The 20,535-nt window shown below is 41.0% G+C and carries 21 protein-coding genes; 14 read left to right on the forward strand and 7 right to left on the reverse strand.

Annotated features, from left to right (window positions below; all coding sequences use genetic code 11):
• Positions 1-64: 64 nt before the first annotated feature.
• Positions 65-1,330, reverse strand: coding sequence for a URC4/urg3 family protein (locus RMY31_RS15555; protein WP_322659023.1), 1,266 nt, complete (start codon positions 1,328-1,330; stop codon positions 65-67).
• A gap of 161 nt (positions 1,331-1,491) precedes the next feature.
• Entirely contained in the window at positions 1,492-2,751 is a 1,260-nt protein-coding gene (locus tag RMY31_RS15560; RefSeq protein WP_322659024.1) for a GTP cyclohydrolase II, read from the reverse strand.
• Positions 2,752-3,043: 292 nt separating this feature from the next.
• Here RMY31_RS15560 and RMY31_RS15565 point away from each other — a divergent pair, with 292 nt between their 5' ends.
• The 6 genes from RMY31_RS15565 to RMY31_RS15590 all read left to right on the forward strand — a co-directional run bounded on the left by RMY31_RS15565 (position 3,044) and on the right by RMY31_RS15590 (position 7,912).
• Positions 3,044-3,514 carry a tetratricopeptide repeat protein gene (locus tag RMY31_RS15565; RefSeq protein WP_322659025.1) on the forward strand — a complete coding sequence of 157 codons (471 nt, stop codon included), beginning with the start codon at positions 3,044-3,046 and terminating at the stop codon, positions 3,512-3,514.
• Between the two features lie 671 nt (positions 3,515-4,185).
• On the forward strand, positions 4,186-5,589 hold the full coding sequence (locus RMY31_RS15570) for a hypothetical protein (RefSeq protein ID WP_322659026.1): 1,404 nt from the start codon (positions 4,186-4,188) through the stop codon (positions 5,587-5,589).
• Positions 5,590-5,819: 230 nt separating this feature from the next.
• A complete protein-coding gene (locus RMY31_RS15575; protein WP_322659027.1) occupies positions 5,820-7,379 on the forward strand; it encodes an ABC transporter substrate-binding protein in 1,560 nt (519 codons plus the stop codon).
• 10 nt (positions 7,380-7,389) lie between these two features.
• On the forward strand, positions 7,390-7,581 hold the full coding sequence (locus tag RMY31_RS15580; RefSeq protein WP_322659028.1) for a hypothetical protein: 192 nt from the start codon (positions 7,390-7,392) through the stop codon (positions 7,579-7,581).
• Complete coding sequence (locus RMY31_RS15585) at positions 7,574-7,723, forward strand: type II toxin-antitoxin system PemK/MazF family toxin (RefSeq protein ID WP_322659029.1); 150 nt, start codon at positions 7,574-7,576, stop codon at positions 7,721-7,723. Before RMY31_RS15580 ends, RMY31_RS15585 begins: the two co-directional genes overlap by 8 nt.
• Positions 7,724-7,732: 9 nt before the next feature.
• Positions 7,733-7,912 carry a hypothetical protein gene (locus RMY31_RS15590; RefSeq protein WP_322659030.1) on the forward strand — a complete coding sequence of 60 codons (180 nt, stop codon included), beginning with the start codon at positions 7,733-7,735 and terminating at the stop codon, positions 7,910-7,912.
• A 43-nt stretch (positions 7,913-7,955) separates the two neighbouring features.
• Here RMY31_RS15590 and RMY31_RS15595 read toward each other — a convergent pair whose 3' ends face one another.
• Complete coding sequence (locus RMY31_RS15595) at positions 7,956-9,401, reverse strand: MFS transporter (RefSeq protein ID WP_322659031.1); 1,446 nt, start codon at positions 9,399-9,401, stop codon at positions 7,956-7,958.
• Positions 9,402-9,479: 78 nt separating this feature from the next.
• Here RMY31_RS15595 and RMY31_RS15600 point away from each other — a divergent pair, with 78 nt between their 5' ends.
• From RMY31_RS15600 to RMY31_RS15610, 3 genes are all read left to right on the forward strand, one after another.
• Positions 9,480-9,998, forward strand: coding sequence for a phosphoribosyltransferase (locus tag RMY31_RS15600; RefSeq protein ID WP_322659032.1), 519 nt, complete (start codon positions 9,480-9,482; stop codon positions 9,996-9,998).
• Positions 9,999-10,196: 198 nt separating this feature from the next.
• On the forward strand, positions 10,197-10,910 hold the full coding sequence (locus tag RMY31_RS15605) for a Crp/Fnr family transcriptional regulator (RefSeq protein WP_322659033.1): 714 nt from the start codon (positions 10,197-10,199) through the stop codon (positions 10,908-10,910).
• 666 nt (positions 10,911-11,576) lie between these two features.
• Positions 11,577-11,774 carry a hypothetical protein gene (locus RMY31_RS15610; RefSeq protein ID WP_322659034.1) on the forward strand — a complete coding sequence of 66 codons (198 nt, stop codon included), beginning with the start codon at positions 11,577-11,579 and terminating at the stop codon, positions 11,772-11,774.
• Positions 11,775-12,546: 772 nt separating this feature from the next.
• Here RMY31_RS15610 and RMY31_RS15615 read toward each other — a convergent pair.
• Entirely contained in the window at positions 12,547-12,813 is a 267-nt protein-coding gene (locus RMY31_RS15615; protein WP_322659035.1) for a type II toxin-antitoxin system ParD family antitoxin, read from the reverse strand.
• Between the two features lie 262 nt (positions 12,814-13,075).
• The gene (locus tag RMY31_RS15620; RefSeq protein WP_322659036.1) at positions 13,076-13,993 is read right to left on the reverse strand and encodes an AEC family transporter; all 918 of its coding nucleotides are present in this window, start codon (positions 13,991-13,993) and stop codon (positions 13,076-13,078) included.
• A 102-nt stretch (positions 13,994-14,095) separates the two neighbouring features.
• On the opposite strand from RMY31_RS15620, the gene RMY31_RS15625 reads away from it, so the two are divergent.
• Both RMY31_RS15625 and RMY31_RS15630 read left to right on the forward strand, forming a co-directional pair.
• Positions 14,096-14,917, forward strand: a complete 822-nt coding sequence (locus RMY31_RS15625) for a D-alanyl-D-alanine carboxypeptidase family protein (protein ID WP_322659037.1) — start codon at positions 14,096-14,098, stop codon at positions 14,915-14,917.
• A gap of 156 nt (positions 14,918-15,073) precedes the next feature.
• A complete protein-coding gene (locus RMY31_RS15630; protein ID WP_322659038.1) occupies positions 15,074-15,649 on the forward strand; it encodes a TMEM175 family protein in 576 nt (191 codons plus the stop codon).
• Between the two features lie 260 nt (positions 15,650-15,909).
• Here the strand turns inward: RMY31_RS15630 and RMY31_RS15635 are convergent, their stop codons facing one another.
• Positions 15,910-16,824, reverse strand: a complete 915-nt coding sequence (locus RMY31_RS15635) for a hypothetical protein (RefSeq protein WP_322659039.1) — start codon at positions 16,822-16,824, stop codon at positions 15,910-15,912.
• Positions 16,825-17,403: 579 nt separating this feature from the next.
• Between RMY31_RS15635 and RMY31_RS15640 the strand changes: the two genes are divergently transcribed.
• The 3 genes from RMY31_RS15640 to RMY31_RS15650 are packed head-to-tail and all read left to right on the forward strand — an operon-like array spanning position 17,404 to position 19,343.
• Positions 17,404-18,519, forward strand: coding sequence for a glutamate--cysteine ligase (locus tag RMY31_RS15640; protein ID WP_322659040.1), 1,116 nt, complete (start codon positions 17,404-17,406; stop codon positions 18,517-18,519).
• A gap of 39 nt (positions 18,520-18,558) precedes the next feature.
• Positions 18,559-18,690 (forward strand): hypothetical protein, encoded by a 132-nt coding sequence (locus RMY31_RS15645; protein ID WP_409877983.1) that lies wholly within the window; start codon positions 18,559-18,561, stop codon positions 18,688-18,690.
• A gap of 35 nt (positions 18,691-18,725) precedes the next feature.
• Positions 18,726-19,343, forward strand: coding sequence for a hypothetical protein (locus tag RMY31_RS15650; RefSeq protein ID WP_322659041.1), 618 nt, complete (start codon positions 18,726-18,728; stop codon positions 19,341-19,343).
• A gap of 87 nt (positions 19,344-19,430) precedes the next feature.
• Here the strand turns inward: RMY31_RS15650 and RMY31_RS15655 are convergent, their stop codons facing one another.
• On the reverse strand, positions 19,431-20,411 hold the full coding sequence (locus RMY31_RS15655) for an SGNH/GDSL hydrolase family protein (RefSeq protein ID WP_322659042.1): 981 nt from the start codon (positions 20,409-20,411) through the stop codon (positions 19,431-19,433).
• Positions 20,412-20,535 lie beyond the last annotated feature (124 nt).

Here is a 20,535-nt window from a genome sequence, read left to right on the forward strand (position 1 = left end):
AATTAACAACTGATAACAGACGCGATTAATCGCGTCTCTACAACTGACAACTGACAACTGATACCTAAAAGACTGTGCCATCACTTTCAATTTGTATGGGAGGTTTACCACCCGTTCTGAGTTCAGCGGCAATTTTGCGTCCTGCTGTCCAGGTTCCCCCTTGCAAGATTTTTACTAGTGGTAGTTCCTCAGCAGTCATGCATAACTTTTCGCGTACTGCGATCGCAATTCGCTCCAAAAGGATTACAGTCAAAGCCCGCCACTCAACTATAACCTCTGATGCTACAGAGTGAGATGAGTGCAAAATATCTGGATTTTTGACTTTAATAAGCCCTAAATCGAGACATAATCCCCCATTGCGATATTCTGGTAATCCAGTGAGGGCATCTAAACCAGTAATTTCTAAACCGAGTTCCTGTAGTGGTTCCAATAATGAATATGTTAGCCACTGGGAAAGTTTGTGAAATGGCACTAATGAAGGATAAAGTAATTCTGCTTTTTCTAGGGATGGGTGTTGCCAAACATCGCCAAGGTTAACTCCAGCAATTTCTAATCTTCCCGGCCAGATGTCACTGAGTCCTTCTAAAACGGCTCTGAATACGGTAAAAGCTGTTAACTGCCCATTTTGAGATTTGCTCAATAGGTAATTTACTAAATTTCCTGGACGAGGATTTTCCTCGCCAAATAAATGGGGGAAAAAAGCTAGCACTTGACCTAGTTTTTGTAATAATTTCCATCGCCCAGAAATACCCACTAGTGGATTGTTTGCATTTACCTGAAACCCAGTAGCAAGTTCTGTTTCTGTTAATGTTTGTAATCGCAAAGCATCGACTTGCAAAAAGTTATTGCTAGAAAAAGTCCCTTCATAAAACATCTGGAAACTAGCAATAGCCAACCCTTCGGAACGCCCTAAAGTCAGCTGAGTTTCCTGCTCATAATAACGCCAACTATCTCCTGCACCAGCATCCAACAATACACTGATAATTGCTAAATCAAATTTAGCGGCAGCTTTTTCCAAAGGCGATAGTCCAGCTAGCAGAGTATCCAACTGAGTTAATCGCGATACATTCCCAACTTCAAAATGCCGCCAACGACTATGAAACGGAATTTGCAAATCTGGATACTCACAGCGTATTACCTCAATCACATAATCTGCTACCCGTCCCAACTGCGTCAAATCACAAGCAAAATAACGTGAATGTCCCTCATTTACCCATGCAAATATTTGCTCACAACGCTCCCTAATAGCAGCCGGAGAACGAAAATATGCGATCGCCTCCCTTTCCTCTTCTCTCTGCGTCCTCTGCGTCTTGGCGGTTCGTATTTCCATTTTTCCACTCTCCCATCATCTGAGTGCTGAGTTCTGAGTGCTGTTAGCGGTAGCGAGGCGTTTAGCCCGTGCTGAGTTCTGAGTAAGGTGTTCTCCTGTGCCCCTCTGCTCCCCTGCCCTCTGCCCCTCCGCCTCTTTGCCCTTCGCTCCCTAATTTATACTCAATCTACTAAGCCTCGTCCTTTGACCTCAGCCAAACCATCTGCATCTAACACATCTCCTGTAGTGTAATAACCAGCAGCTTTCTTCGCCTCAATTTCTACCCTTGCATCTTGGGGAATCAAACCCTCTGGGATTGGTATGCGTTCTCCTATTTCAATACCTGACTCAGTAATAGCGTTGTATTTCATATTACTCATTGACACCATACGGTCAATGCGGGTAATCCCCAACCAATGCAACACATCCGGCATCAGTTCTTGAAAGCGCATATCTTGCACTCCTGCTACGCATTCTGTGCGGGCAAAGTAGGCATCAGCGCGATCGCCTCCTTCTTGGCGTTTGCGCGCATTGTAAACTAAAAATTTTGTTACCTCTCCCAAGGCGCGGCCTTCTTTACGACAATAGACAATTACCCCAACACCGCCTTCTTGTGCTGTTTGTACGCACACCTCGATACCGTGTACGAGATAAGGGCGACAGGTACAAATATCTGAGCCAAACACATCAGAACCATTGCATTCATCATGTACGCGCACGGCTACTGGTTTATTGGGGTCGGCGATCGCTGCCATATCGCCAACAATATACACCGTCAAACCGCCAATTGGTGGCAAAAACACTTCCAAATCCGAACGCGTGACTAGTTCTGGGAACATCCCCCCAGTTTGTTCAAATAAAGCGCGGCGCAAATCTCCTTCGGAAATGCCAAAGCGCTTGGCAACTCCCGGTAAATACCAAACAGGCTCAATAGCAGCTTTTGTTACCACCAAATCCCCGTTTGGTTTCATAATCTCGCCATCTACCTGCAACCGCCCTTTTTCTACGGCGTATTGCAGTTCTGGCATATTAATATGTGCTTTAGTAATGGCGATCGTCGGGCGGATGTCGTAGCCCTGTTGATAATAAGGTGCGAATACCTCAGATGCGATCGCGCCAAAAGGGTCGAGAGAAACAATCTTCTCAGGATCTGCCCAACTAGGGTGCGGTCCAATATGTTCTACTGGGGATGTATTAGTCAGATCGGCACGATGATCGGACTGCAAAGCGCCACTAGCCACCGCTAAAGCGCGATAAATGGCATAACTACCCGAATGGGTACCAATTACATTGCGATGTGTCTGCTTAGTTAGCGTCGCAATTACCGGGCCGCGTTGCATTGGATCGGCTGCTCCCCAGTGAATGGGGATTGGCTTGGGGCCAAAGCTACTGGGATGGGACGTGAGGACTATATGCCTAGAAACGCGATTTGGCTTTGGCATAATCATGGATCTTTTTGTAATGTTTTTATGAACTATTAATTACTACGTATTCGTCAACTACCAATAGTTAGTCTTTGTTTTCAACAGTTTGGTATCTTAGTAATCAATCACTTATGACTTGATATGTCGAGTATTGTATTAATAGTATTGGTTAATACAACAAATAACACACGAATTGCCTAACTCGCAAATGTTATGGGAGAATTTTAAAGAGGACTTTAAAAAAGACTTAGTAGATTTTGTACGAAAATTGATACCTTGATACAAGGAGACAATCACTAACCTCAAATTCATGGATTCTTTATCGATTAATTCCTTACTTGAAGACTTGAAAAACCCCGATGCCACAGTCCGAGACCAAGCAACTAAAAAACTCTGGCGTATCTGGTTTCAGCAAAAGGGAATTTACGGGCTAGAAAGAATCGACCAGAGTCAAAAGTTACTTGATGCTGGGGAAATGGCTGAAGCCGAAGAGATGTTGACAGAACTGATCAAAGAACAGCCAGATTTTGCTGAAGCCTGGAATCGGCGAGCTTTTCTCTACTACAGCATGGGTGATTATAAACAATCTCTGGCAGACTGTAAGATGGTCATTCAGATTAATCCAGTACATTTCGGGGCACTTCACGGCATGGGCTTGTGTTATGCCGCACTAGGAGATTACAGTCAAGCTATTAAAGCTTTTAAACGCGCTTTAGAGATTCAACCCTATTCCTTAGTAAATCAAAAATTAATTTTAGAATGTACGCTCAGACTTAGCTGAAGTGTGAAGTATTGGGTCACTCTACCTCAAAAATGCGAGTCAAACATTGGTGGTTCCCAAGGGAATATCCCAAATGTGAAAATTCATCTCCTTCTATGTTCTTCCGAAGTTTGCTCAACGCGGAGAACCCGCGCACGCAACTTCTCTGTGCGTCTGTTTGCATTTAAAAAGAGCATCAAAGTTACCATGGCGGCAATCTTTTAAAAAGACCCGCAATGTCTCATCGCCCATCCCAACACAGCAATTAAAACTTTTGCCGACCTCCAAGGTAAATCCATTTATATCTTTACTTTTGCTAATGTCAATCTATTAGCTTGTCCTTAAAACTAAATATGGTTTTACTGACATTTAGAAACGTTTGATAACATAATTTAATATCATTAACTTTCTAGCTGAGAAAAATTTAGTGCAGCAAGGTTATATTGCATTTGAACCTTTAACTATTTAAAAGTAAGATGGGTTTGAGCCATAGTACTTTTATTGACAGATTAGCGATTCCTAGCTTTTGAGAGGATGAAAAGATAGTGAAACGGGTATTCGTACTGAAATGGTTCTCGCCTCCCTGTGGTCTCTTTCTCTAACTCCTGGCTTACCTTTATACATGTTTACAGAAACTTTTGCGAGATTTTACCTGTCTGATTCTCCAAATTCTGTAATAAACAAAACAACCAATGTCTTCTTCTACTCAGGGTGTTCCAGGATTACCCGATCTGACACATCCAACAGAGCTAATTCAGTTTGGAACCGAGGTACTCAAAGCTTCTCTGCTATTAGTATTTTTAATCGTAGCTTTAGGAGTGGCGATCGCTCTGATGAGTTTTGCCTTCCGTCGCCATCAGCCAGAACCAGCCATGTTCATTGGTGAGTGGGCTGTTCGTTACTCCCAACTATTGCGAGGATTACAACATTTAACACTGGTATTAGTTCTGTTGGTGGTGGGATTTTTTCTTTGTTCAACTTTGAGCAATCGCTATCACCACTGGGAACAGACAAAGGTGGCTCAAGTAGTGCAAAGTGTCGCAGGCGACAAGCTAGAACAAATTGCCCCCCAAGTGCGCTATGTGACTCAAGAGCCGACTACGTATACTACGCAAGTTAACGGCAAGATAGTCAAAGTAAATGATACGCAACAAGTCAATCGCTTTCTGCCGCTGGCTGGTTCGCAAATTCAAGTCAAGCTTGACCAAAATACAGATGTTCGAGGTCGCAGTGCAGTTTATCGCGTAGACTATGGTGCTGACTACAAATTTGTCAACCGACTAAAAAATATTAATAACTTTTTCTTTGAAGCGCCACCACCCAACGGCTACTCGCTACTTTCTAACTATAAAATAGAGCGCGATCGCACTCGATTAGAACCAACCAATCCAGGAGATTATGGCTTTCCCTTCCGCCTGCAACCAGGGGAAGAAACTACATTTCGCGTCACCTATCAAGCTCAAGGAGGGCCGCGCTGGGTTTACAGTACAGCAGACCAGTTGCTTTCTAACTTCCGTCTCACAGCAATTGCCAACTTTGCTCCTGTTGATTTTGCCAGTGGCATTGTACCTAATGAAATTAAAACTGACAGGCGTAGCACCCAATTTACTTGGGTATTTAATGACAATGTTTCGGTTAAAAATCCATTTGGCGTGTTTACTAACACCAATCCCATTCAGAACACTGGTATTATTCCTCGTCTTTTATTGCTAGCGCCAGCAATCTTTTTGTGGTGGATATTATTGTTATATTTATCGCTACCAATGAGTCTGAAAAATGTCGCGATCGCTGGTAGTATTTTCTTTGCTTGTCTGTTGACTTTGACCTATCTAGCTCGCTTTATGAATGCAGAGTTGGCTTGGACGATCATTTCCCTAGTCTTACTAATCTTGACGTGGGGGTTGGGGTCAACTCGGAGTGCTTCTCTTGCTGCCATTATTTGCACCATTGCTGGGGCAATATTGCCAATTTTGGGACTATTAGTACCGTTCAGCGGTCTGACTCTTAGTGGTGCAGGCTTGCTTTCTGCTGTCTGGCTAGCGGTGCGTCATTGGTATGGTTGGTACGGTTTGCAACCAGAGGACTTTAAAAAATAAAAAGTTAAAAGATTAATCCTTCCAGTTTTTGATTTTAGATTTTGGATTAAAAATCTTTAATAAAAGGATATTCTAGGAGCTTTAAATAATACTACTTATATCGTTTCTCTTTAAGATTAAGAGTACATAAATAAGTAGCTTTTTTATATTTTGTAAAAATCATGCTTGATGATATTTACACATATGGCTTTTATTCTAAGCTTATATAAAGGCACTATCAGGAAATAAAGATGCTAGGGGAATTAGTTGAAGTTGTAACTAAATTGTCTGAAGTCAGCGATCGCTTAAAACAAGCTGGTAAAGGAAGACATCAAGAAATTGCAGAATATTTTACAAAAATTGAGGTGTGTCTACAAGATAGTGCAGAGCAATTAAAGAGTGGTACAGTACCTAACAACAAGTGGGGAGAACTTGAAATCTATGCTTATGATTTGAGAGACACTATTGGAAAAGAGATAGGTGACGCAAAAGCAAAGGAGCTAGGTCGCCTACTGATGAAAACTGCTTGCAATATACCAACAGATAAGGATATTCAATCTATAGAAAATGCTGCGGGTAAATTTAGGGGACTTGCAAATACAATTACCATAAAAAAAGATAGTAATAGTACCACGCGTCGCCAAATTTTTACCTATCCAGCTATTGGTTTAGTAGGGCTAGCTGGTGGTTTTTCACTCCATTGGTATCTTTCTCAAGCTGGGAAATCTGCTAACGGAGAACCATCCAAAGCAACCGATCAATTTCCAGATATCAAACATTGGAGAATGCCTACTTTTTTAAGTGATAGTGTTCGACATACTATCCTTTGGAATGCTCCAGATAGAGTTTGTAACCGCATTAAGGACATGACGGGAGGTCACTTCGATATCACACCTGATAGAAATAGGGAAACATTAGAGATACTGACAAAAGTTAATAATGGCGAGAAAGGATACGAGTGTGGCTACAGTGGAATCTATTATGGTCGTTCATACAAAGCACTTTATTTTGGTTCTGCTATCCCTTTTGGTTTAAATCCACAAGAGCAGAATGCTTGGCTCTACTATAAGAAAAATCCCGATGATGAAGAAACTTATGTGCAGTCAATTTATAAAACAGTCGGCTTAGAGAATATCATTTCCTTTCCCGCAGGAGCCACAGGCGCACAAATGGGAGGATGGTTTAACAAGAAAATCACATCGGTAAACGACTTTAAGAACCTAACTATCCGTATTCCTGGATTAGGGGGAGATGTTTTAAAGGGTTTTGGTCTTAATGTTACAACTCATTTAGATCTTGAAGAGGCAGGTAAGGGGAAATACCCTATAGATGAATGTATAAAACTGCTCAAACAGAACAAATCTGGTACTGTTAAGAATAGATTTGATGCTTTTGATGCTGTTGAATGGACTGGGCCGCATGATGATATTGAATTAGGACTACATCAAGCAGCAAATTTTTATTACTATCCAGGTTGGTGGGAACCAGGTACGACATTTGATGTACAGGTCAATAGAAAGGCTTGGGACGAATTACCACGTCACTATCAAGAAATCTTCAAAGTTGCTTGTTTTGAAACTCATATGGAAATGCTAGCTGAATATAATCAAAAAAATATCAAAGCTTTAAAAAATTTTCCTCCAAATATTGAAAGGATTGAATTTAGCAATGAAATCATGGAAGCAGCCGAAGACAAAACGAAGGAAGTGCTAAATCAACTTGCTAAGAACCCAATTTTTAACAAAGTTTATCAGGACTGGCAAGACTTTAAAGAGGAGATAGCATGGATAAATAAAGTTAGTTCAATTTGAGGACAGAGATGTGACTGCTGTAGTACAGGAACTCTTGAAGACTTTTGATCGGTTGACAGACTCAGAAAGATTAGAGTTTACATCAGAGATTTTGAAGCGGGTAATTCATTTAGACTTTCCGCCTTTATCTAATGAAGATTTAGTTCTGAATGCTGAAGGACTTTTTCTAGAGTTAGGTCAACGAGAATCTGCTCATGAATAGTCCTGTTCGTGGAGAAGTTTGGCTCGTCGATCTAGGCTATGTCGCCAAAGTTAGACCATGTTTAGTAATTAGTCTTCCTGTTATAGATCGAGACCGTGCATTATCGACTTTAATTCCACATACTACAAGCCCACGCAGTTGAAGATTTGAGGTGCAAGTCAAAGCTATCTTTCTACGAGAAGGAGTATTTGACGTACAAAACGTCATTACAATTCCTCACGCAAAGCTTCTACGCAAATTGGGAACTCTGACACCTGAGCAAATGGCAGAAGTTGAGGAAGTACTACTCTTTTGGTTGGGATTTGAACAGAAAGAGGAAGATGAAGAGTAATCTGTGCATTGATAACAGCAGGATAACAATTTCTTGCTAAGTTTTAGGTTTTCTCTTGGCGTTGTTGGAGTTTCAACAGTATTTCTGCGTGCATCTCGCGGGTAATCGGATAAAAATAAGTTAAAACTAAGCCACAAATCAAACAAATTGTTGGTAAGGGGCCGACTGCAACGCGAATAGCTAGTAGTGCCGAATCTGGTTGTATTGGTAATGTACTTTGTCCCGCCACAGCTTCTTTAAAACCAGATGCTTGTAAGGCATTACCTACTAGAAATAACCCAAAAGCTAAACCAAACTTTTGCAGTAAAACCATGAAACCGTAAAAAATTCCTTCTCGGCGTTGTCCAGTTTGAAGTTCATCTAATTCAATCACATCTGGAATCATTGACCAAGGAACTAGATAAGCTGTAGATACGCCAACACCTGCCATGACAGCCATAATATACATCAAAACGATTTGATCTGGCTGTAAGAAAAACAGTCCGGCGGCTGCTATTATCCATAAACTCATTCCGAGAAAATAAACCAGTTTTTTCCCAATTCTTTTACTCAAAGCAGTCCAGACAAATAACATGAGTAAGGCGGTTCCTTGGACTGCAATCATCACTGTGGGTACATCTGATTCTTTGAGTTTCATACAGTTGATTGCAAAGTAAGGAATAATGCTAGCTGTCACTTGCACGCCTAACCAAGAAAAAAGATAGATACCAATAACAAATAGAAAAGGTCGATTGGTAAAGACAATTTTTAATTGCTCGAAGAAAGGGATAGATGCTGCTTCCTCAACTTGGATACGTTTCGCCTCAAAAGCTAAGACGCGATCGCGGACTCCAAAAACGCACCAATATAGCGATAAAGTTGAAATTACGGTACAAACTGCTGCTAAAACTAGATATTGCTGTTGGCGATCGCTAATCAGAGAAAAAACTACTTTTGATAAAATTAACGAAAGTATGCTGCCACCAATAGAAAACGTAAAGCGAAAACTATTGAGGCTGGTGCGTTCGTCATAATCTTGAGTTAATTCCGGAGTCATTGCCGTGTAAGGCAAATTCACAACGGTGTAAAACACCTGAGATATCAACCCAATCGCTACGTAATACCAAAACAACGGCCAGATATTACCACTTTGTTCTGTACTAAATTGCGGTACAATCCACTGTAAGAAAAAGAAAATTCCAAAGGGAATTGCCCCATAAAGTATCCACGGAAGACGACGACCCCACCGACGAGATTTAGTTTTATCCGTCATGACCCCCACAATCGGATCGTTTACTGCATCCCAGATTTTGCCAATCATCAAAACGCTGCCAGCCAAACCAGCCGGGATACCAGCGACATTAGTAAAGAAAACTAGCAGGAAAAATATAGAAATATTGGCAGTAATTGCCGGGCCTAAATCTCCTGCACCATAAGCCAATTTTGTTTTCAAGTCCAATTTTTGACTTACAGGAGTCCTTTTGGCTTCACCATCAGCAGAATCGTTCATAAATTTCTTGCACTCATACTAAAATATAGAGTTTGTGTTTGCCTTCAGTACTTGCTAAAAATTACTTCCCTTAACCATATGCCAGACCTTTACGTTTCTTGGTCAGATTATCACCAAAAAATTGAACAACTGGCTGCTCAGATTTATCAATCCGGTTGGGAATTCAATCAGATTATCTGCCTTGCCAGAGGGGGACTGCGAGTAGGAGACATTATCTCGCGTATATACCAGCAGCCGCTGGCAATTTTAGCAACATCTTCTTACAGTGGCCCTGGCAAGCAAGAAAGAGGTAGTTTAACATTCTCCCGCCACTTGACTATGACCGCCGAAAAGTTAGGTTCGCGTATTCTCCTGGTGGATGATTTGGTAGACTCTGGGGTGACACTCCAGCAGACTATTCCTTGGCTAAAGCAAAATAGCGATCGCCCAATTGAGGAAATTCGCACTGCTGTACTTTGGTATAAAGCTTGTTCGGTTATAGCACCCAATTACTATGTCGATTACTTGCCGGACAATCCTTGGATTCATCAACCCTTTGAACACTACGAACATATGAACCCCGCTGAACTGGCGGCGAAGGTGAGTCAACTGTGCTGATAAATAAGCTATTGCTTGAAAGCCCTATTTATCAAGATTTCAGCAGCCAGTACTGCGTACGTTTCTTGCGCGGTCGAGAATTAAAAAAATTCTTAGCGTATAGAGTTTTTCTTTTATGGCACAGTCCTCCCGTATTGCTATGCTTGATTGAAGTTAACTTAGCACTATTGAACTTATCGATGTCAGGAAGCATCTGTGATGTCTACCGATCGAGATGCACCAATACTTACGCAAAATCGACTGCTCGCCAAATTACCAAATGATGAGCTAGAACGCTTACATCCTCATCTGGAGATAGTCTCGCTCTCACTGGGACAGACGATCATCTTGCCTAATGAACCAATCTCTTTTATCTATTTTCCTGTTAACTCATTGCTCTCTCTGGTAACGGTGATGGAGGACGGCTCAACAGTCGAATCCGGATGTATTGGGCGTGAGGGAATGGCAGGTTTGCCAATCCTTTTGGATGCAACCACAACGCCAATGCAGACCTTGGTACAAATTCCAGGACAAGCCGTGCGTATCAAAGCTTCTATCCTCAAAGAGGTGTTCGACACAGGCGGTACGCTACAAAAGCTTCTTTTCCGTTACATACATACAATTATTGTTTTAGGTTCACAAAGCACAGCCTGCAACCGTCTTCATCATATAGAAGCAAGGCTGTGCCGCTGGTTGTTAATGAGCAGTGATGGTGTAGGCTCACAGTCACTTTCCCTCACGCAAGAATTTTTGTCCACGATGCTTGGTGTTAGGCGTTCTGGAGTTAGCGAAACTGCTAGTAAACTTCAGAGCAGGGGCTTAATCTCTTACCAGCGCGGACACATACAGATTGTTGACAGAAAAAGGTTAGAAATAACCGCCTGCGAATGTTATGGCATAGTCAAGGCAGAATACAAGCGCTTGTTTGACTAAAGCCATAACATCATTTGAATTAACGAGCGGAGTCTGGGGGCAATACGGATGCTTAAGTTAAGTAGGAATCATCCACTACAGTTCTGGCAGAATTACTATACTTAATCAAACGAGTTTACAAGCAACCGACTGCCCGTGTTATCAGGTCATATCAGATGAATTTGCTCGATTACTAAGCAAGTTCCCAGGACAAAAGGGTCGATAAATTATTTTATTTTTATCTGTACGGAACCGGATAGACCCAGGCTGATATGTGTGTGTAAGCTTGAGAAATCTGTGCATTGTAATACATTTGCTATACAAAATGCTAGAAATACACGAAGGCAAGATTAATCTGTAGTTAATCCATGTGACTTAAGAGTTACTGCTTGTTGGTTATCGATGATAACGCTGTTGGTAGCTGAGGTTTAATAAGTTGCAAACAAGTCGATTTTGAAACCACCTTATCTAGCAATACAAAGGATATCAAAATCATAGATATTGCCTGATAAGTACTATTTTAAATTGGCTAAAATACTATAATTAAAATTAAATTATTTCCAGTAAATCCAAATATATCTTGAGAAGTAAACCCAATATACTGAAAGAATGAAGTAATTATTTAAGAGAGTATCAATAATATATAAAGTACTATTTATCAACTGTCTAAGTGAGACAGTTACTGTTATGTTTACTATTGATGAATGTGTAATAAATCAAGAAACTGGACAACTGGGTAAAGTCATTGGTTACGGACATCAGATAATCAATAATGTGTATACCGTAACGCTGAAAGTTTTAGTATCTGAAACGGCTAATTCTCGAAAGAGAGTATTTGTTGTTGAAGATAAAATTTCAGCCTGGAGTCATTGGTCGATAGCTTAAGGGATTGAGCCAATAAGGTGTTTGTAAAAAAGTATCACTTCACTAGAAAGGCTGACTCTGTTTACATTTTTGGATGCAATACTGATGTCTGCCTAGGCTGGATTTATTCCATAAAAATATACTAAAAAACCTAAACCTTTTACCAATGAAAGGTTTCAATTGTTAGCTTAAAAATAATAACCCATGTCTAAGCAATAGCTTTTATAGTGATATCGCAGAACATTGTAGATACAATATGATTTGCGATCGCTTACAAGCATAAAGAAGCTACATGGCTACACAATTTTGACTCAACAATTGTAACCCAAAGTAATATTAGACTTTTGAGTCTATTGAGATATATTTGCAGGGAAAATTTCAGCTTAGGCGGCACTTTTTTTAGCTATCTCTCTCCTCCCTTAAAATTACAATTTATTTAAGTACGGTAGATGTAAATAAATATAAGATAGTTCATCATTGCGAGCGGAACGAAGTGTAGACACAAAGCTGCTTCCCGTTTGCGTAGCGTCTCCGAAGGAGAAGGTTAGCGTGACAATTTCAATCTTTGGGATTGCTTCACTTCGTTCGCAATGACATCTTGCATTTAATTGTGTCTACTTACTTAGAAGCAATAAATTTGTAATTTTCAAGAAGGTGTTGAAAAGATTCAAGAGAATGACACTTTTTATTAAAATCCAAATAAATCTTGACCCGGCATTAATATTGCGACATAGAAAATAATCCCAAATCTCATCTAAATCTTGGCTGGCTTCTAAAGTGATAACGTATTGCATTACTCTTGACTTCCAAGTGCTTGACGCAATTTCTCTTCAAGTCGCGCTATTACCACTTTACGATCGCTCACCTCTCCACCTTCGATTTGAGCAAGCCCAACAGCTATTTTTTTACGGGTTTTTTCTTCCCATTCCTGATAACCCTTTTCCCATTCCTCCAGCAGTTTGAATGCTAATGCAATAACATCATCAGCATTCTCATATCTACCGCTAGCAATTCGGCTTTGGATAAATTGCTTGTATTCGGGTTTAAGTTCAATGTTCATATTTTTACCTCAAGTTAAGAAAGCAGTAGTAATAGACAAACAGGGTGCGATCTCATTGGGTATTGCAACGATTTGTGAAAAAGTATGGTCAGGAATCTGGTGAGCCATTACTGCGTAAGGAAGTTACTCAGCATTGGCTACCTGAAAGCTCTATTTGTAGAGCTTTTGCGCCAAATAAGAACATGAAAATCTACTTTCGTAAACCATAGATTGAGCTTAAAAGGGGTTATAAGCGATCGCACCATAGGGCATAAATCTAAAATCAAAACAGCCATAGCCAAACTGGCAAAGTAACCAGCAATACCATTGCCCCCATTGCCAAGGCTGTAACTGCGAGGTCGCGATCGAGATTGAAAGTTTCGGCAATTACCAGTGTGGCAAATGCTGGCGGCATTGCCATTTGTAATACAATCACCTGTGCTGGGTCACCAGTCACACCAAAAAGTGGTAAGGTAATGCCGATAACTAAAGGAACTAGCAGCATTTTAATTGCCAAACTCATGGCTGCTTGGGGTAACCTATGCCAAGAATTGAGCTGTGAGAGTCGCATTCCAATCAACATTAAAGATAAAGCAACGACACTCCAAGCAAATTTCTCTAGGCAGAATTCCACCACATTGGGTATGTTCACCTGTCGCAGTAGCAAGCCAAAGCCGAAACTCCACAGGGCAGGATTGATCGAGATTGCTTTAGTAATTTGCCAATAATTCCCGACACTACCACCAAAATGAGATGCCAGCACCACACCCAAGCCATAAGCTCCGAATAACGAACCGAGTAAATCGTAGAATAAAGCCCAGGCAAAGTATTCCTTTCCTACCATTGCTAGGATGATGGGAAAGCCCATATAACCTGTGTTACCCACCATTGCTGCCAAAATTAAACTACCTTGAGTTGATTCTTGGGGAATAGTGTTAGTTAAATAGGCTTGCCCTTTGATTCCTAACCAAGCCAAAAATGCCCCTAAGAAAATAGCTAAGTAAGCGATCGCAGGTGCAATCCAAATCTGACCCGACAAATCAGCTTCTCGTAAAAAAGCTACTATACTTATAGGTACTCCCACAGAGAAAAGCCACTTACCTAAACGGTTGGGAACTGTGGTAGGTAATTTGCGTCCCAGAAAAAATCCTACTAAGACTAATCCCACCAGCTTGACGTATAGTTCTAAGAGATTTGTCAAGATTGCGCCTAATAATTACAGATGTAGAATGTTACCCAACATGTTGATTTTTCTCAAGTTTACAATCTCTAATGAATGTTGAACAAAATCAGGAGTTGACCTTTGAATAGAGCTAGCTTTTCTGGACAACCGCAAAATTTATCGGGTGAACCTGGTGATGATATTCCAGTGGCTGTACGTGATACTCCTGATGTAGCACCCAAGATCCGCTTACGACTTCCAGTTTTGCTGATGGGGGGAGCAGCAGGATTTGTTCTACTAGCTGTAATCAGTGGTTTTTTGTTTTTCGTCACTGCACCGGAAAAAACCGCTGATACCCAGTCTTCACCAACTAGTTCTGCTTCTGCACCTACCAGCACAGACGGTAATTCTGTCAATCTCCAAGGTAATAGTGGCGATACTGTATTAGGACATCTGACATATCCCCAAGCACCTGAGTCAGAACTAGTAGCGATTAGCGCAGATGGGCGGATTAAAATGCGAAAAACTGCTGCGGCCAAGTTTCGGGAGATGGCACAAGCAGCGCGGAGTGCAGGTGTAATTTTAGCCCCAATTTCTGGTTTCCGGTCAGTAAAAGAGCAAGAACAGTTGTTTTTTAGTGTTGGCGCTCAACGAAATCAAACCCCAGCACAAAGAGCCGCCCTCAGCGCTCCTCCCGGTCATAGCGAACATCACACAGGTTACGCTCTAGATATTGGAGACGGAGCAGTACCAGCAACTAATCTTCAAGCCAACTTTGACAACACCAAAGCTTATAAGTGGCTACAAGCGAATGCAGCTCGTTTTGGCTTTGAAATCTCCTTTCCCAAAAACAACGTTCAAGGTGTGAGTTATGAGCCTTGGCACTGGCGTTATGTAGGCGATCGCGATAGCTTGGAAATGTTTTACAAAGCTAGAAATTTGAAACCTATCCCGACACCATAATCAAGGCACAACCAGGAATATTGACAATACTTATTTGACAATTAAACTTAATCTTGTTGCCAATTTAGCCAAGCGATCGCTCCCATCGTAAAATTCTTAGTAACCGATAGGTACATAATTTACTCTGAAGAAAGCTAAAAAGGAGCGCATACATAGATGGGGAAAGGGAGGTTAGAAGCATTCAGCGATGGAGTGCTGGCCATTATTATTACCATCATGGTGCTTGAACTAAAAGTGCCACACGGAACTGATTTGGCTGTGCTACGTCCCCTGATTCCAGTATTTCTGAGCTATGTGCTGAGTTTTATTTTTCTCGGCATCTATTGGAACAATCACCATCACTTGCTACAGGCGATCCGCCACGTTAATGGTCGTATCCTTTGGGCTAACTTGCATCTGCTGTTCTGGTTGTCGCTAATCCCCTTCGTCACTGCTTGGATGGGCGAAAACCACTTTGCTGCCTTGCCAGTTGCACTTTATGGCACAGTATTGTTGTTAGCTGCATTCGCTTACTTCATCCTTACCCGTGCCCTGATTTCTCACCACGGTAAAGATTCCGCTATAGCGATCGCAGTAGGTGGAGATTTTAAGGGAAAAGTATCGGTAGTGTTGTATGCTTTAGCAATTCCACTTGCCTTTGTCAACTCGTGGTTGGCTTGTGCGTTATACATTCTAGTTGCGATCGTGTGGCTCATCCCTGACCGCCGCATTGAAAAGACTCTGACTCAGTAGCGTTTTCTGCGATTACGATATTCTTGTTTGAGGATCTGAAAAATCTTCAATTGCAATTAAAAAGCCGAAAAATCATCATCCCGCATCGACATCTACCCATTACCAAAAACCCGATCACGAAGACCGGGTTTTGATGAGGCTATATTCCCCACAGGTTAGTTATAGAAGTTAAATATAAATCGTGTTCTGTTAATGACTACCACACCTAGCTTGCCAATTTCGGAAAACATCGCCCTTAATTTAGAAAATTCTCCAATCCCTTACTTACTTCCACCCATAATGTACACGTAGGAACCCAAATTCTCGTCATCCGTACCAACAATCACACCACCTTCTGCACCTGGAATGAGTTCTATACCTTCAATCTTGTGGTAATCAGTACGGTAGATGGAAACAAGGTGAGGATTCTGTCGCCATGCTATTTTGTTACCACGAAATCCCAAGTAACCAGCAATGTATACAGCCGACTGAAACGGGCCATCATCACCAGGATCGTTTGCTGCGGTAATGTACACAATGCCAACTGGGTCTACCTTCAGATCCGAAATATGACGAACATTGCCAGATGGAAATGGTACTTTGAGATTGGCAAAACCTGTGGGAGTAATTTGATATCTGGTTAAGTCAAGTACTCCCCAGTAAATGATTGCTGGCTGTTCTCCTTCACCGCGTTGTGCCCAAATAGCAACTAATTTACCATCTATATCTTGTAAACCAAATGCTTCAAAATTACTTCCTTGAGGAATTCCTGGTAGATTAAATTCCTTGAGAACCGAGATAGTCTTATTGGCTCGGTCTAATCTAAAGTAATAAGCTTTTCCAGAACTACTTAAAGCGATAAAAGTGGAGTTTGTTTGCCCTGGAACAGATGATATAGCTTCTAAGTCAATTGGCAATTTTATGTTAATTGACCAGTTCAAAGGTAAATATTCAAGTTGGTTTTTACCCTTGATGCTAATGATTGCTAGACGAGCTTCATTTTTTTTGTTGTCATGGGCAATCAGCAAATCTAGAGAATTGCTTTGCTGCTCTAGCAAAGCCATACCACTGATACCGGAAGCGATCCCACCGCGCACAGGATGCCAATCTTGTGCCCAAACTTGCTGGGATATGAGTAATAATACTCCTAAAACTACTATATTTAAGATTATAAGAAATTGAGGCTTATTGGGCATATTGGCTGAATCCAAATGCAGTAGTAGATTACAAAGTTTTTCCCAAAGAGTGTCACCCAAAGGGCTTGTCGTCAGACATCACTAGATTCCATAATCCACACTCAAAATGCCATTTACGCAAATTAATATCTGATTTTAACTCACATCTCGTAGTAGGAAGGCATATCAAGCTCCATTGATTAGTTTTCAAACCCCAGTTCCCGTTGCAGGCTTGGTAAGTCTGAAATTAATCTTGAGAATTTTTCTGCTTAAACTGACAACTATAAGTTAATCTGTGTAGTAGAGGCATTCATGAATAAAACCAAAGTTAACCTCAGTACCATTCAATAAACGCCACTAATCTAACTCTGGAATGGAGTTTGCAAGCTTCAGGTAGCAGACCTCATTCTAGGAAATCTGAAATCGTGAGAGATTATTGATGCAATTGATGATAAATTTGATAAATTTATTATTGCAAACTTATCTCATATAGGATGTTGTTTAGGAGAAACGATCCTTTACTATTGGGTATGTACTTAGCTTATCTAGTATCCTCAAAAGATTATCTTTGCATGATTGATATTGGCAATTAAGGTATATATGAAATTCTTTTTTGGCATTGAGCATGAAGTAGCTTTTCTTAACAAGGAAGGAAAATTTGCAGATTTTACTCATACAAAATTTGCAGATTTCGAGCAAATTATTGAAAGGCTACCTACATATCCCAATGATTATCCTCAACTGCGAGTTGGTGATGCTGGTATCAAGAAGAAGAGGTGGTACATTGAGGGATTTGAACGGTTTGCTAATTCTGAAAAACCGATTGACTGTCTACCTAAAGGCATTGAAATCAGAACAACCATACATTCTAATATTGAAGACACTATTACCGAATTATCAGCAAGTTTTTGCTTGCTATGCGAGATTGCTGCTGATTTCGACTTCTCACCAGTTTTAACTAGTTTTAATCCCTATAAAACTCTTTTTGAGCCACAACTTCCATTAAACGATTATGAAATAAGACGCAGACAAGCTTCTCCTGAAAAACAAACTGCCCATATTCCCATGCTTACCTATGGACCAGATTTGAATATTTCTGTATCAGATTTATCTATTGAACGTTTAATTGATATTGGCAGAAAGTTAACTTATTACAGTCCTTATATTGTTCCTTTTAGTTATAGTTCTCCTTTTTATAACGGAGGTTTATGGGATGGTCTGTCAGTACGAACGTTTGTCAGAACAGGAAAAAGACCAGCAGCCCTAATTTTTGTTGAGAAACAAGAACAACTGATTAAGAGCATACCTTCATTGACAAAAATTGCTCGCATTCCGGCTGAAGTGGGTCGTATAGAATTTAAGGCTTGCGATAGTTGTGATGATTTTTCGATTTATGCAGCGTTGCTGGCATTGTTAAAAGGTCTGATTTTAGATGAAACCTTGCTTGGAAGATCAACTACACCTGACGCAGCTTTGCACCAACTATCAGCAAAAGAAGGGTTCGACAATGAAGTTATTCTTACAAATACTACTAAAGTTTTGGAAGCATCTGAGGTTGCCCTAGGTGACGATCCAGACGTTAATTTATTGACACCATTGAAGGTATTACTAGCAAAACGAAAAACAAAATCTCACGAGCTAATAGAAGGATTTCAGCGAGTAGGCTCTATAGAAGAGGCTCTCAGGCAGACTTACTATTTGAAGCATGAAGCATGAAGGAAAAGATATTACTTCGGTTAAAGGTTGATTAACTATTTGAATTTGGTTAAGTCTCGGCGGCTAGTGGTAGATTTTCCAGCAGGAGTCTTTACTCTAGGATATGAGCGATCGCTCTTTAAAATCGCTACACCTCAGGTTACTGGTAAATTCAAAGTAAAAAGAGATTAACGCTACAATTTATCACAAAAGCAAAGAGTGCATTCATGACAGCAGATTTGACTACGGCTACACCTGATTTTGTAAGTGTGCTATCCCAAGCTGCGGCTGCATTTCAAGGACAGGGGATTAAACGCCCGACTGCTGAGATAGTGGTAAATGCCTTGCTACAAGCAGAAAAAGCTAGCAAGCAGCAGCGGCTGACTTATAGCTTTGATTCTCTTTTGGGCAAATGGCGACTGTGCTTTGCCACTGGCACTAAAAAAGCCAGAGAACGAGGCGGAATTGTCTTGGGCAAAGGTTTGTATGTGCCCAAATTTGCAGCAATTTACATTTCTTTTAGTGCTGCTTTAGAACAAGGTTTGGGCAGAGGTGAAGTTGGTAATCAAGTTCAATTGGGCACGGTGTCGTTGAAGTTGACGGGACCAGCACAATATTTAGGTAAGAAAAATCTATTGGCGTTTGACTTTAACCACATGCTAATCGGTCTGTTTGGTCGTGTTGTCTACAACAGACCGATTCGTTCTGGTAAAGTTCAGTCCGAGGATTTTTACAACCAGCCCATAGCTAAACTACCCTTCTTTGCCTTTTTTGTAGTGACAGAAGATTTCATTGCAGCTCGCGGACGTGGGGGAGGGCTGGCACTCTGGATTCGAGAAACTTGAAAAATAGACAAAAAATTCTTCTTTGCCGCGATGGTGGTTGCGGATTCGGTTGCTGACTTACACTAACTTTACCAAGTATTCCGTTTATCAACTATTGACCACAGTGCTATTTTGCGGTGAAACATCCAATATTTCCAAAAGCGATCGCTTCATAACTCGACTCACCAGCTGATTGCCTTGCAAGTTGAGATGGATATGGTCTTGGTACAAGTCTTTAACGTTAGCGGTTGCATTAAATATCGGCAGAAAATCTATATAAGTAATTTGCTGGGCTTGGGTAAAGTCGCCCAGCCGCTGCCGTGCTTTGATTTCGTAATCGCGGGGGCCTGGTTCGCCAATTTCTCGTAGTAAGGGAGTCATAACCAATAAAAATTTACTGTTGCTGTCACGAGTCAGCACCTGAATTTTACCTATTGCCTCAAGATTAATCCCCACGCGATCGCCTGCTTCTTGTTGTACTGCTTTCATTTCGGGGATTGGCTTTTGCTTGGTGATATAACGCTGCCACACTTCCACTAAGGCTAAGGGAGGTTTACTATTTGGGTAGTTGCGATCGCGTCCCACTGGTAAAGCAGTGGGAGCAGTAGCAAATAAATCGTCGGTATTAATTAATAAAACTATTGCCTGAGCGTTAAAATTACCAAACCTTTGTAAATAAGCTAGTTCGTTTCTTGGCCCCCAAGAGTTAGCTGAAGCATTTAGCACTTCTAATTCCTGATAATTACCAGTGGTAGCTGATGTCAGAGAACCCATCATCAGACTAGAGATTGTATTCGCTTGATCTGTCCACCAACCACCATTAGCGATAGAATCCCCAATCAGTAGAACTCGCAGTGTTGAGGGCGCAAGCGTCTTTGAAATCGATGCACCCCGCATAGAATACTCATTAATTTCAATGCGATTACCAAAGCGACGGGTGCGCTGATTAGGGGCTAATAAATAACCAATCTGCTCATCGCCAATATAAATGAGGGGGTTTCCAAAGCCAAACAGCGATCGCAGTCCTACCTCTATCGCCAATAAAAATCCTGCAACTACCGCTAGAATCACTATCGTCAGCACTTTCACTTAGAAACACCCTCCAAAAAAATCAACCAAAAATAAAATTGTGAACTATACTATATTCTTTAACTTCAACTGACTGGGGATAAGAGAGCAGGGGAGGCAAGGGGAGAAAAGTTTTAAATGACAA

Source organism: Dendronalium sp. ChiSLP03b (assembly GCF_034531165.2).
Taxonomy (GTDB): Bacteria; Cyanobacteriota; Cyanobacteriia; order Cyanobacteriales; family Nostocaceae; genus Dendronalium; species Dendronalium minutum.